The organism is Rhodoferax ferrireducens (assembly GCF_031458075.1).
GTDB classification, from domain to species: Bacteria; Pseudomonadota; Gammaproteobacteria; order Burkholderiales; family Burkholderiaceae_C; genus Rhodoferax_B; species Rhodoferax_B ferrireducens_A.
Genome location: NZ_JAVDXT010000001.1, coordinates 759,115 through 771,759, shown reverse-complemented (window position 1 = coordinate 771,759; position 12,645 = coordinate 759,115). Strand labels below are relative to the sequence as shown.

The 12,645-nt window shown below is 62.4% G+C and carries 16 protein-coding genes; 5 read left to right on the top strand and 11 right to left on the bottom strand.

The annotated features are described in order from the left end of the window. Positions 1-86 precede the first annotated feature (86 nt). Complete coding sequence (locus tag J2X19_RS03690) at positions 87-473, top strand: hypothetical protein (RefSeq protein ID WP_310370741.1); 387 nt, start codon at positions 87-89, stop codon at positions 471-473. Between the two features lie 174 nt (positions 474-647). Here J2X19_RS03690 and J2X19_RS03685 read toward each other — a convergent pair whose 3' ends face one another. From J2X19_RS03685 to J2X19_RS03660, 6 genes are all read right to left on the bottom strand, one after another. After that, on the bottom strand, positions 648-1,283 hold the full coding sequence (locus J2X19_RS03685) for a hypothetical protein (RefSeq protein ID WP_310370739.1): 636 nt from the start codon (positions 1,281-1,283) through the stop codon (positions 648-650). Between the two features lie 179 nt (positions 1,284-1,462). Continuing rightward, complete coding sequence (locus J2X19_RS03680) at positions 1,463-1,912, bottom strand: hypothetical protein (RefSeq protein ID WP_310370737.1); 450 nt, start codon at positions 1,910-1,912, stop codon at positions 1,463-1,465. Between the two features lie 91 nt (positions 1,913-2,003). After that, complete coding sequence (locus J2X19_RS03675; protein ID WP_310370735.1) at positions 2,004-2,537, bottom strand: demethoxyubiquinone hydroxylase family protein; 534 nt, start codon at positions 2,535-2,537, stop codon at positions 2,004-2,006. A gap of 204 nt (positions 2,538-2,741) precedes the next feature. Next, complete coding sequence (locus J2X19_RS03670; protein WP_310370733.1) at positions 2,742-3,107, bottom strand: hypothetical protein; 366 nt, start codon at positions 3,105-3,107, stop codon at positions 2,742-2,744. 77 nt (positions 3,108-3,184) lie between these two features. After that, on the bottom strand, positions 3,185-4,126 hold the full coding sequence (gene ispH / locus J2X19_RS03665; protein ID WP_310370731.1) for a 4-hydroxy-3-methylbut-2-enyl diphosphate reductase: 942 nt from the start codon (positions 4,124-4,126) through the stop codon (positions 3,185-3,187). After that, complete coding sequence (locus J2X19_RS03660) at positions 4,123-4,590, bottom strand: FKBP-type peptidyl-prolyl cis-trans isomerase (protein WP_116604723.1); 468 nt, start codon at positions 4,588-4,590, stop codon at positions 4,123-4,125. Before J2X19_RS03660 ends, ispH begins: the two co-directional genes overlap by 4 nt. A 40-nt stretch (positions 4,591-4,630) precedes the next feature. Between J2X19_RS03660 and radC the strand changes: the two genes are divergently transcribed. Then, positions 4,631-5,326, top strand: coding sequence for a RadC family protein (gene radC, locus J2X19_RS03655; protein ID WP_116604725.1), 696 nt, complete (start codon positions 4,631-4,633; stop codon positions 5,324-5,326). Between the two features lie 3 nt (positions 5,327-5,329). After that, positions 5,330-5,965 (top strand): Smr/MutS family protein, encoded by a 636-nt coding sequence (locus J2X19_RS03650; protein WP_310370728.1) that lies wholly within the window; start codon positions 5,330-5,332, stop codon positions 5,963-5,965. Between the two features lie 222 nt (positions 5,966-6,187). On the opposite strand, the gene J2X19_RS03645 is transcribed toward J2X19_RS03650, so the two are convergent. Genes J2X19_RS03645 through J2X19_RS03635 form a run of 3 tightly spaced genes read right to left on the bottom strand, consistent with a single transcriptional unit; the run spans position 6,188 to position 9,258 of the window. Next, entirely contained in the window at positions 6,188-7,090 is a 903-nt protein-coding gene (locus tag J2X19_RS03645; protein WP_310370726.1) for a dioxygenase family protein, read from the bottom strand. Between the two features lie 43 nt (positions 7,091-7,133). After that, positions 7,134-8,417, bottom strand: coding sequence for a DUF5666 domain-containing protein (locus tag J2X19_RS03640; RefSeq protein WP_310370724.1), 1,284 nt, complete (start codon positions 8,415-8,417; stop codon positions 7,134-7,136). Further along, entirely contained in the window at positions 8,398-9,258 is an 861-nt protein-coding gene (locus J2X19_RS03635; protein WP_310370722.1) for a DUF6502 family protein, read from the bottom strand. Before J2X19_RS03635 ends, J2X19_RS03640 begins: the two co-directional genes overlap by 20 nt. Before the next feature lie 98 nt (positions 9,259-9,356). On the opposite strand from J2X19_RS03635, the gene J2X19_RS03630 reads away from it, so the two are divergent. Both J2X19_RS03630 and J2X19_RS03625 read left to right on the top strand, forming a co-directional pair. Continuing rightward, a complete protein-coding gene (locus tag J2X19_RS03630) occupies positions 9,357-10,028 on the top strand; it encodes a dioxygenase family protein (protein WP_310370720.1) in 672 nt (223 codons plus the stop codon). A gap of 137 nt (positions 10,029-10,165) precedes the next feature. Beyond that, entirely contained in the window at positions 10,166-10,813 is a 648-nt protein-coding gene (locus tag J2X19_RS03625) for a hypothetical protein (RefSeq protein ID WP_310370718.1), read from the top strand. A 46-nt stretch (positions 10,814-10,859) separates the two neighbouring features. On the opposite strand, the gene J2X19_RS03620 is transcribed toward J2X19_RS03625, so the two are convergent. Continuing rightward, positions 10,860-11,957 carry an oxidoreductase gene (locus tag J2X19_RS03620; protein ID WP_310370716.1) on the bottom strand — a complete coding sequence of 366 codons (1,098 nt, stop codon included), beginning with the start codon at positions 11,955-11,957 and terminating at the stop codon, positions 10,860-10,862. Between the two features lie 46 nt (positions 11,958-12,003). After that, on the bottom strand, positions 12,004-12,408 hold the full coding sequence (locus J2X19_RS03615; RefSeq protein WP_116604742.1) for a group II truncated hemoglobin: 405 nt from the start codon (positions 12,406-12,408) through the stop codon (positions 12,004-12,006). Between the last annotated feature and the right edge of the window lie 237 nt (positions 12,409-12,645).

Sequence of the window (12,645 nt, the reverse complement as noted above, 5' to 3'; positions counted from 1 at the left end):
AGGCTCTGGCGCCGTGCCGGTTCGGCCAGTGGGGCAGAATCCGGCCAGGACCAGAAATTTTCCTGTCGGTCCCAATCGCAGCATCCATGAAGACTTACAGCGAACGTTCCGGCCGACAGCCGGACTTTTTGGTCCAGTATCAGTTCCTCACCATCGAACAGGGTGGCCGAAAAGGGCCGCCTCACCAGCGAACGAGGTGGGATTTCATGTACGAGGGAGATGCCCCTTCGATAGAAGGAGTCAGCACGATTTGGCTCGAAGCGATAAGTGAGTCCGGCGAGCCGCTGCCCGAGGGAGAGATTCCAGCATCGGGAAAAGCCCACATGTTCATCGTAAACCACGACCGTAGGGGATTTCACAAGGCACGTATTGCTCCGGGAGTTCGTGGATTCTTTATGGAGGGCGCAAAACGAGTTGCAACCTGCCAGGTGCTAGAGCTTATGGCCCTCTCTGACCATGCGGCGAGCCCGTGAAAGTAGAAGCTTAACGTCACTACCTCGAAGTGGCGAGTGGCTATAGTCGGCCAGATTCGTCCCTATTTTTGAGGATGGGCTGAAAGGGTTGGGCCTCCAAGCTGCGGCAAGATGCTACTCTTGCCATACGTTGGACTAATAAAAGCTAGGCGCAGCTATGCAATATCAACCGGTTCACGAATTGGAAGCTTGGTCCAAGCCAGGAAAACTACTCCCGTTGGAATAAGCGCGAGTGATTTCGCCAACGCCTGCCTCAAGCATGGCGGCTACTAAGGCTCCTCCTACAGCATTTCCGACCACGTTCGCACCTGTACTTACACCCGGCTGAACCGGCTGGACTGTGGTGGAAATAGTTCGTTGAAGGACATATTGCTCAAGATTCTCGGCGCTATAGATGTCTGTTTCAAATGCGTAAATCATTTGCACCGGCTTAGAACTATCGTTGGGAAGATAAATTCCCCCCACCTTCATATCCAGGCGGTTCTTGTACATCTCAGCAATGACCACAATGGAGCGTCCGGGTCCATAGAAATAGACACCCTCAGCATCTTTGCGTTCGGCCTCATAAGTTCCTGGCAGAGCGACGAACTCCCAGCGCAAACCGATAGGAGAGTGCGCCACGTATGACACCTTATCCGTTAACACGATTTGCTCTTGGCTATCGGCTAAGGCAAGCTTCTCGCGGGTAGCACAACCACCGAGAGCAAGAAGTCCAACGATAGCCACACAGAACTGAAAAGCCGCGCGATGCCATTTGTTCAACTTCAAAGTTTTTGCTTGCTTTTCAATAAAAAAAATACGGTCGCTCATATTAAAAAGGCCAAAAGGATGACTATCGTTGTATCTTGCCGCAGCTTGGAATACTCGATGTTCAGTTCATCATCAAAAAAATGGACAACTTGCGGGCGGGGCTGAAGGTCCGCTACTGGCCGACTGTAGCCGAAAGCTAGGCTGCTCCATATGTTCGGTATGACGCTGCCTAAATGCGGCTATAGGGCTCTTCTGTTTTCGATTTTCGGATTGTGAGGCAGACAATTTCCAGCGCCCGATGCGCAGTATTTTTTACCGATGTCGGTGAACAATTCCAGGGTTGATTGGAACTTTGTTCCAGCCGCTGAACTACCAATTGCACGCGCTCCATTCCTTGGCTCAAACTCAAGAGCTAACGAACCCGATATAAGCCAAGTCTCTGGAAGCTTATATCCAGCCATAAGAGCCGTCAGAACGTGTGAATATGATTGCGTCCAATCGGAGATAGGTTCTGCGCTGCGGGGCATGGCGTGCGGCCAAATTCTCAAGTTTAAAGTGATGAAATTGTTCTGCTCGCAGAAGAGACGCAATTGCCCCACCGCCCAGTATCCGGCAACGTCATTGTTTCGACTTAAAAACCAATGCACGAAGTCGTTGGCTACACCTTGCAATTCAGCGCGACGTGGCATGTGAAGGGCTACAGTACAGCAGTGGTTTTAAGTTTCATGAGTGAAGGGCAAGCGTCTGCTTCTGGCCGTATTCTGTCTAAGGAAACCCGCTTTAAATGCGCATACCAAGCCAGATTACAGATTCAGTCGATGCTGAAACCACATGCCCAACCAATGCAGGCATTACCTGAACCTTGGACAGGTGGGACGCGGACTGGTCGTGATGGTGTTGCTCCTCTTCCACGATTGCTGAAATAACGGAAACTGCTCGGTCGTCGTGACCAGAAAGCTCTTGCAGCTGGGCTCGTAAATGCTTTAGGACGACCCGTTCAACGGCGACGGTTGTGGAAGCGATGAAATGGCGACCTAGTACCCCAGTCAACAAACCCAAAAGGAATCCTCCAGTTCCGCACAGCCAGTAGCTACGGCACCGTCGAACGCCACGAAGCTGAAGCTCTGCCCAAAAAAGCGCACGGTGTTTTTCTTCATGAGCCTTGAATTCGGCAAGCTCGGGGACAAGGGATGAAGCTGTCAGCCGTGCCGCCAAGATTTGGCCGGCATAAATATTGACCGCGCCATGTTCCCCAGCGTGGTTAACCCTCAACATTCTGCTACCCAGCGAAATGTCACTGCGCAAGTTAGCCATAATTTCCTTGCTCGGAGCGGTATGTAAATGGTGACGGACGCATGTCGGGTGCGGTTCGCATCTTGCCGCAGCTCTGATGCCCAGACCCTTCAAGCTATCCTCAAAATTATGGACAACTGGCGAGTTGGCTTGAACGGCCGCTCCTGGCCGGATTCTGCCTACCGGTTGAGACTGGTCAGACTTTGAGCCGAAACTCCTTCGTCCCTAGTCCCACCAGCAGAAAATTGGATTCCCAGACACACCATAGGCACCAAGGTTACTTTTGTCTGGACCCCAAAAACAGTAGTACTCATCTTCGTCAGGCTCATAAACTAACCAGTAGCCAACACCGTTCGAACTTTTCGCGAGTAGATACCCAACGACCGTTGAGCCCAATGCCCGATTTGGGAAGCCTGGCTCCTTAACCGTGGCAAACACTCGAATCGGCGGCGTGGCATTTTCCCGAATGCTGGTGCGTAAACTTTCAAAGTACTCCTCGTCGTCCAACCCTTTTGGAACAATGACCGGAGGTTCAGCCTTCATTGCCACCTCAAGTTTTGTCCAATACGGATTAATTTCAGTGTTGTCCATTACGCAATTACTTGGGTGTGCAAACCTCGACGGAATGTCCGCTTGTGGCCGATAACCGCCACAGGCCCCTATCCGCCTCACCCCTCCATCCGCAACCCCTTTGGCAGCGGAAACTTCACCGTCTCCTCGATCCCGTCCATCTTGCGCACCGACACCGCGCCCAGCGCGCGGATGCGGTCGATGACCTGCTGCACCAGCACCTCGGGGGCCGAGGCACCGGCGGTCAGGCCGACGCGGGACTTGCCTTCGAACCAATCGGCTTGCAGCTCTTCGGCGCTGTCGACCATATAGGCCTCAGTGCCCAGCTTCTCGGCCAGCTCGCGCAGGCGGTTGCTGTTGGAGCTGGTGGGGCTGCCGACCACGATCACGATGTCCACCTGCGGGCTCATGATCTTGATCGCGTCCTGGCGGTTCTGCGTGGCGTAGCAGATGTCCTGCTGCTTGGGCTCGCGGATCAGCGGGAAGCGGGCCTTGACGGCGGCGGCGATCTCGGCGGCGTCGTCCACGCTCAGGGTGGTCTGCGTGACCACCGCCAGCTTGGCGGTCTGGCTGGGCTGGACATGGGCCACATCGGCCACGTCTTCCACCAGGTGGATGCCACTGTCGAGCTGGCCCATGGTGCCCTCGACCTCGGGATGGCCCTTGTGGCCGATCATGATGAACTCATAGCCCTCTTTGTGCAGCTTGGCCACCTCGACGTGGACCTTGGTGACCAGCGGGCAGGTGGCGTCGAAGATCTGGAAGCCGCGCGCCTCGGCTTCGCGCTGCACCGCCTGGCTCACGCCATGGGCCGAGAACACCAGGGTCGCTCCGGGCGGCACGTCGTCCAGCTCTTCGATGAAGATGGCGCCGCGGGATTTGAGGTCGTTCACCACATAGGTGTTGTGCACGATCTCGTGGCGCACATAGATGGGGCTGCCGAACTTCTTCAACGCGCGCTCGACGATCTCGATGGCCCGGTCGACACCGGCACAAAAGCCGCGTGGCTCGGCCAGGATGATTTCTTGGGCCGTGCTCATAAGACGCCGATCAGTTGCACTTCAAAGGTCACCGGCTGGCCGGCCAACGGGTGGTTGAAGTCGAATAGCACGGCGTCCGGGCTGTCGGCATTGCCGACCTGCTGCACCGCGCCGGCGTAGTGCCCCAGGCCATCCGGCGTGGGGAATTGCACCACATCGCCCACGTGGTACTGCTCCAGCGGGTCGCCCATCTGGTTGAGCAGCTTGCGCGCCACCCACTGCTGCATATCGGCCTTGCGTTCGCCGAAAGCCTCGCCGGCGGGGATGCTGAACGCGGTGCGTGTGCCCTCAGGCAGGCCCAGCAGCCGCTGCTCGACCGCGGGCGACAACTGGCCGGTGCCCAGCGACAAGGTGGCAGGCTTGTCGTTGAAGGTATTGATGATGTCGCCCGTGGGGCCGCCCAGGCGGTAATGCAGGGTCAAAAAGGAACCGGGCTGAACCACGGGCAGAGAAGTAGAAGGCATAGGAGTCTCGGTAAACTGGGCTCTATTGTAAAAGTCTGCCATGCCGCTCAAAGATCTACCCCCCGATGCCCGTCCGAGAGAGAAGCTTTTGGCACGCGGCCCTGCGGCCCTGAGCGACGCCGAGCTGCTGGCCTTGCTGCTGCGCACCGGCATCCAGGGCAAGGGGGTTTTGCAGATGGCACACGAGCTGCTGCAGATCGTCCACCCGGATACCGACGGCTTCGGCGGGATTGCCGGCCTGCTCAATGCCACGGCCGACGACCTGAAAAGGGTCAAAGGCCTGGGCCCGGCCAAGCGCGCCGAGATCATCGCCGTGCTGGAGCTGGCACGCCGCGCCATGGCCCAGCGGCTGCAGGAGCGGCCGGCGTTCAGCGACCCGGGCGCGGTCAAGCACTATCTGCAGCTGCATTTGTCGGCCAAGCCGCACGAGGTGTTTGCCGTGCTGTTCCTGGACGCGCAAAACCGTTTGCTGGCGATGGAAGAACTGTTCCGCGGCAGCCTGACGCAAACCAGCGTCTACCCGCGCGAAGTGGTGTTGCGCGCCCTGCACCACCAAGCGGCGGCCGTGGTGCTGGCGCACAACCACCCCAGCGGCTCGGTCGAGCCGTCACGCGCCGACGAGGCCTTGACGCAGACCCTGAAGGCCGCGCTGGCCCTGGTCGACGTGCGGGTGCTGGACCACATCATCGTGGCCGCGGGCCAGGCCTGCTCGATGGCCGAGAAAGGCCTGGTCTGAAGCATGAAAATCACCTCGCTGCAGGATCTGAAGAAGATCCAGAAAACCATTGCCGACGCCGCCGCGCTGAAGGCCGCGCAGCAAGCGGCCGAGCTTGAAAAACAGCGCCGCCTGGCGGCCCAGAAGAACCTCTTTATCCATGCCGCAGGCGCCGTCCACCGCATACCAGACAAGCGCAAGGCGCTATTGAAAAAAGAGCAACCAGCGCCGGTGGCAACCCAGCTGAAACTGGACGAACAGGCGGTGCTGGTGGAAGCCATCAGCGACGGCTTCGACGCCAGCAGCCTGCTGGAAACCGACGAAACCCTGAGCTACCGCCGTCCCGGCATCGGCATCGACGTGCTGCAACGGCTACGCAAGGGCGAATGGACCATCCAGCGCCAGCTGGACCTGCACGGCCTGCGCAGCGATGCGGCGCGCGATGCGCTGTCGGGCTTCATCCGCGACGCCCACAAGCACGGCATACGCTGCGTGCGCGTGGTGCACGGCAAGGGCCTGAGCTCGCCCGGCAAGACCCCGGTGCTCAAAGCCAAGGTACGCAACTGGCTGGTGCAGAAGAACGAGGTGCTGGCCTTTGTGCAGGCCCGCCCCATGGAAGGCGGCGCGGGTGCGCTGGTGGTGCTGCTGCGGCCCAGCTGAAATTTAGTAACTACTCACCCCCCCAGGCTGCAGTGCTTCGCATCTTTCGCCAACCCCCTTGCAGGGGGCAACACCAGCAGCCTGGCTAAGCCAGTTCTGCGGTGTTTCTGGACGGCGTACGTTCCGCCTGCACGAGGGAATGAGTAATTACAAATTTATAAAAAGTGCTGCTAGCGCTTATTTCACCTGCGCCAGCAGCTACTGAATGCATAGCAAACCAGTTCAGACGGCGAGGCCCACCGTCAGGGTTGCCGCATAGCCGGCGCTGGCGCTGCCGGTCACCGTGGCCAGCTCGGTGCTGGTGCCGTCGCTGAATACGTTGTCGGTGGCAAACGTGATAGCCGCCAGATTCGCCACGCTGGCCGAGTAGCCGGTGGTGGCGTAGACCGCGCTGCACACGTCGCGCGGCAAGGCGATTTGCGAGGTGCGCACCTGGTCGCCGGCCGGCGTGGTGGTGGCCGCGGTCTGGCTGGCATACACCTCGAAATGGATGTGCGGCATGCGGCCGCTGTAGCAACCGGGGAAGATGGTGGTGAAGGTCACGCTGCCGTTGCTGTCGCTGATCTGCACGCCGCGCAGGTAGTTCTCGCCGGTCACGCCGCTGGAATACATGGAGTACAGGCCGTCGCGCGTGCAGTGCCACAGATACACCGCATAGCCCGACAGCACAGCGCAGCTGGAATTGGTGTTGACCAGCGTCAGGGTCACGGTCAACAGCACGCCGGCGGCGGTGGTGCTGGAGCTGACGATGCTGGAGCGGATGTCGCTGCGCACGATGCCGCTGAGGGTCAGGGCATTGACGGTGCTGCCATTCAGCGTGTTGGTGCCATCCGCAGGGTACGGGCCGTTGGTTTCGCTGGCGATGGTGGTGGTGTTGCCGCAACTGCCGGTGGTGGTCGTGGAAGTGCTGGTGGATGTATCGGTCGTCGTGGTGCTGCCCGTGGCCGTGCTGGTGCTGCTCGTACTGGTCGTGCTGGCCGAATCGCCACCTCCACAGGCCAGCAGGCCCAGCGGCGCCAGGCTGCCCACGCCCAGCCAGCGCAGGGCGCGGCGGCGTTCGGCGACCATCTGCCCCAGGACTTCCAGGTCGTGGGCCAGACCGTGGTGGTGGTTTTCATCGTGCATGCTTTTCTCCATGGAAGTGAACGTCAAAAAAAGGTTAGCCAAGTTAGGTGGCCGGGGAACACTGCACCCGGGTGGCGGTGACGGGCTGGCCGGGGGTCTGCACGCCGCCCTCCACCCGCACCGATATCGGGGTCGTCAGTGCCACCGACTTGCAGCTGGTGTCGATGACTGCAGCGGTGGCCTGGACCTGCACGCCGCGCAGGCTGAACTGCACGTTGCTGGCGTTCCAGTTGATGCCGCTGGTGTTGCCTATCAGCAGCGTCTTGCCGCCCAGGTCGTCGTTCGGGGCCGAGCCGCTGCGCACCTCGACGCTGCTGGCGACCAGCTTGTCGCCCACCCGCTGCACCTGCAGGCTGACGAATTCGCCCCGCGCCAGCGCGGCCTCGTCCACGACCAGCCCGGCGGCCAGCTGCACCGTCATGCCTTGCACGACCAGGGTGCGGGCGCTCGCATCGAACTGGCTGGCCAGCCCACCCAGGCGCAAGGCCTGGCCGGTCGCCAGATCGGCTGCACGGGTCTCGGAACGCAACACCAGGGTGGCCTGCAGCGCTACGCTGCTGGAGGCCGCGGCCCAGGCGCTTTGCGTGGCCCAGACCTGCACCACCGCGCCATCGGCCAGATCGGTGGGCACACTGCTGGCCTGCACCAGCGTACCGTTGCTGGCGTTCAGGCGGAAACTGCTACCCGACAAGCCCTGCACCACCCCGCCCAGCTGCACCAGCGCCGGGGCGGCGGCGAGGCGCTCCATGCGGGTGGCGACCAGCACCGTGGCCGACTTGCTGCCGTCCCAGACCCAGGAGCCGAACACCTCCATGGTGTCGCCGCTGGCGATGGCCGCCACGCCGCTGCAGCCATCCAACACCGTGGGCGTACTGCGCGTGGGGTCGCTGGTGTTGTTGACCACCCGCACCCACTGGCCCAGCACCTGCATCCAGCCGTTGTTGTCGGGCAGCGCCGTTACCGGGCCGACCAGTTGCGACAGCACCTCGATGCTTTGCGCGTTGTTGTTGCTGTCATACACCAGGCGGACCCGCTGGCCCAGCTTGACAGCGCTGCTCTGCAGCGCGCCGGCGCCATCGGGCCTTTGCACCGAGGCGCGGGTGTCTGCATATTCCACGCCGTCGACGATCACGCTGCCAAAGCCGCTGACCGTGCCGCTGGCTGTGCCCGAGCCGCCGCTGCCCACGCCGGCCACCTCGCCACCGCCGCAGCCATCCAGGACCAACGACAGGATGAGCACCAGCATGCCCATGGATATAGCGGCCATCCAGCCGCGCCAGCCGGCACGGCGCTCGTAGGCCCCTGGGCTAGCGTGTATCTTTTGCATGCGGGGCATCTCCATCTCCATCGGGTGGGTTGTTATTGGGTGCGTTGAGCTCCATCGGCGCGCTCAGGCAGAACATGCCCAGACGGATGCGCTGGTTGCCGCCGGCAGGTTCGTCCTGTTCGCACAGCGGCACGGCGGCTTGCACCATGGCGGCCAGCACGTCGCGCCACAGGCTGTTGGCCAGTTGTTCCAGCTGCTGCACCGAGGCCGGGCTCAGGCCGTCGGCAAACACGCTTTGTTCCAGATAGGTTTTGCCGTCGCTGGCACTCAGGTTGTGCACCCCGGCTTCAATGTGGTCGGCCACGCTGCCGGCCAGCAGGCGGCGCGATTCTTCAAGGGATGGATTCGGCACAAAGGCCTGGCGGCACAGGCGCACCTGGCCCTCCTCTTCCAGCACCACACCCAGACGCACCAGCTCCAGCAGCAGCGCGCGCGGGTGCATGTCTTTGGATACAGCGCGGGCCAATGCTTCAAATGAGCGTTCCAGGCCGCTGAACGGCAGGCTGTCGGGCCAGTCGGAGGCCAGCCAACGGGTCATCACCTGGCTGGCGGGTGTGGGCTTGCCCAGCTGGGCCCGCACGTCCACGGCCCGGGCGGTCTGGCCAAAAGCGCGCACGTCTTTGCGGTGCACGCCAGACAACAGGCTGACGGCCGAATCGGTCTGCTTGCCGCCGATGCGCGCCAGCTCGGCGCGCGCCGCCTCCAGGAACACCGGCTTCAGCGCCGCCGTCAGCTCGGTATAGCCGACACCCGAACGCAGCAGCCAGACCACCAGGGGCTGCAGCATGGCCAGCACCTGGGCCAATACGGCCTGACCAGGAGACGGGGTAGGTGTTTGCATGGCGCGATTATATATGGGAATTTTTCCCATAAAAAGAAAAATGCGCTATATTCGCCGCACCGCAGCCGCGCCCCACCCTGAATTACCGAGGAAACCCGATGACTCCCAGCGCCTCCGCTGCCGCCCTTGCCGCCACGCGCCCACTATCCAGCACCCGCTTGAACGATGACAGCTGCGTGCTCAGCAGCCTGGAGGTTGCCGGCCCAGCACTGTTCACCGTGGGCGGCACCCCGCTGCTGCGCCGCGACATTACCGAGGGCCGGCCCGGTATTCCGCTCACGCTGACGCTGCAGCTACGAGACTGCGACAACCAGGGTGAAGCCATCTGCGGCGCCGAGGTCTATGTATGGCATTGCGACGCCGAAGGCCAGTATTCGGGCGGCCACAGCGGCCCGGAGATCGCCCCCATCGGCGAAACCTATTTGCGCGGCGTGCAGTTCAGCAACCACGCGGGCAGCGTCGTGTTCCACACCATCCTGCCGGGCTGCCACCAGTGCCAGCTGGAGCACATCCATCTGCTGGTACTGCTGCCCAGTACCGTGCCGTCTTCGCGCACCGTGTGCACCGCCAGTGCACAGCTGCTGTTTCCGTATGCGGTAAGCACCGCGGCCTATAGCTGCTCCACGCTGTACCGCCCCTCGCTGGATATGCCGCCACCCGCCCACACCGACGAGCCGGCGGAGCACCCCAGCCAGCACATGCTGCAGGTCAGCGGCAACGCCAGCACCGGCTATGCCGCCAGCCTGGTGATCGGCATCACCAGCGTCTAAGAACGGGTTGTAAGCCACGCGCCCCGCCTGTAGGACGACGCCGCAAATTGCCTGGCCTCGGCGCCAGGCGGCCTAAGATGGAATATCTTCCAGGCCGCGGGCGCGGCCCTATCCCTACAACGAGACGAGGTGCCCCTATGTTGATCAAAAAAACCATGCTTGCCGCGCTGGCGGCGGGCGCATTGCTACTAGGCAGCGGAGCCCTGGTCGCCCATGCCGCGACCAGCACCACCGTCACAGCCAGCAAGCTGACCTCCAGCTACGCCAGCTTTGCCGGTTCGCCTGAAAATGCCCAGTCGCTGGTGGACGGCCTGCGCACCGGCAGCCTGATCACGCTGCAGCCCAACCCCCATGGCCCGTACGCGTCGGAGCCCGCGGCCAGCCTGGCGCCCAGCACCGGCAAGCTGGGCTACGGCAATATCAACATCGCCCTCGGGCTGGCCAAAACCTCGCTGGCCCAGCAGGGCATCACCAACCCGACGCCCACCCAGCTCGCGGCCGCACTCGGCGGGGTGCTGGGGCAGCGCAGCGAGGGCATGGGCTGGGGCCAGATCGCCAAGAGCATGGGCGTCACCCTGGGCTCGGTGGTCAGTGCTTCGCACACCGAGAAAAGTGGCAAGAAAGTGGCCAGCCTGGCCAAAGCCGACAACACCTCCACAGATGCCGGCAAGAGCAACCATGCGGGTGGCAACGGCAGCAACGGTGGCGGCAAAGGGGGTGGGAATGGCGGAGGGAACGGTGGTGGTAACGGCGGCGGCAATGGCGGTGGCGGCGGCAAAAAGTAAGGCCAGCGCCGCCTAGGCCTGCAGGCGCCCGGCTAGCCCGCGGCCATCAGCGCAGGTCGCCGGTCGGTACGAAGGCGGCTTTCTTCACGCTCTGTTCGCCCCGGCCCAGCATGGCCATCACCTGGTAGACCTGTTGCGGCGTCACCGGCGCGGCGGCCGCCTTGCCCTGCAGATAGTCCCGCAGGCCCGCGTAGTACTGCAGGTAGTTGCCCGCCACATCGGGCGTGGCTTCGGTCACCAGCCCGGCTGCGGCGTGGTGCACCAGCTGGCCGGTCAAGGGGTCGGCACCCCAGTCGCCCAGCGCGCCCAGTTGCGGGCGGCCGCCGGCCTTGAGCGCGTCTTCCTGCGTATCCAAACCAAACTTGGTGAACGAACCACCCGTGCCGTGCACTGCAAAGCGCGGTCCGGAGCTGGTCACGCAGGAGCTGGCATGCAACACCACGCGCAGGCCTGGATGGCTGGAGCCGTAACGCAGCTGGGCGTGGAAGTAGTCGTTGGTCTGGGTGTTCTCGCGCTGACGGGCCACGTCCAGCGACAGGTCGTCGGGCACGCCAAACAGCTGCAAGGCCTGGTCAACTAGGTGCGCCCCCAGGTCCAGCCAGAGATCGGAGCCGGGAATGTCCTGTTCGCGCCACTTGCCGGGCACCACGTGCCGGAAGCGGTCGAAGTGCGACTCGAAATGCGTGATGCGCCCCAGCTTGCCGCTGGCCAGCACCTGCTGCAGCAGCAGGAAGTCGCCGTCAAAACGGCGGTTCTGGTAGACCGTCAACACGCGGTTCTGCTGCCGGGCCACGGCCAGCAGGTCTTCGGTCTCGGCCAGGGTCACGGTGCAAGGCTTGTCCACCACCACATGCTTGCCCGCTAGCAGGGCCGCGCGCGCCAGGGCATGGTGGCTGGCATTGCTGGTGGCGATGACCACCAGGTCGATCGCCGGGTCGGCAAACGCCGCCTCGGGCGTGGGCACCACGCGTACCTGGGGCCAGTCCTTCTGCACCGCCTCGGGTTTGCTGGAGCAAATGCAAGCCAGCTCCAGGCCGGGCACGCCGGCCACCAGCGGCGCATGGAAGACCCGGCCGGCCAGGCCGTAGCCGATGACGGCCACCCGGATGGGGGCTGTGAAGGGGGTGAATTGGATGTGTGTCATGGCAGTAGTTGGTTTGTACAAAGGGATAGTCAGGCCGGGCGCAGCATCACACGCCCTGGTTGCGCATCCAATCGGCGGTCTGGAAAAAGCTGTCGCGCAGCCGGGCGCGCAGGGCCTCATCCACGCCGGTTTCGCCCATCGCCTGGTCCATGCAGGCCAGCCACTGGTCGCGCTCCAGGATGCCGATCTTGAACGGCATATGCCGGGCGCGCAGCCGCGGGTGGCCGAACTGCTCGGTGTAGTACTGCGGCCCGCCGAGCCAGCCGCAGAGGAACATGAACAGCCGCTGGCGCGCGTTCTCCAGCCCCGGACCGTGGGCGGCGCGCAGTGCGGCGTAGCCGGGCTCCAGGTCCATCAGGTCGTAGAAGCGGTCCACCAGCGCACGCACCGGTGCTTCGCCCCCTATCCATTCGAACGGGGTGGCAGCGGGTGGTTTTTCTTGGATCTGCATGGCAAAACGGTGAGGGAAGAAATTGATGAGAAATACGGTTCTGGCACTGATTCGACCAGCGCCAGGCGCTATCTAAATCGCAGCGCACAGGCGATCTGGGCAGGTAGGCAGTGTACGGTTTTACCGGTTATTTAATTAAAACTATCGATTAAATATAATCGATTGTCTTTACGCATGACTGGCTCTTCCATACCATTTGCCTGGCAAGCAACACTAACCTGGACTGGAGTAAAAGCA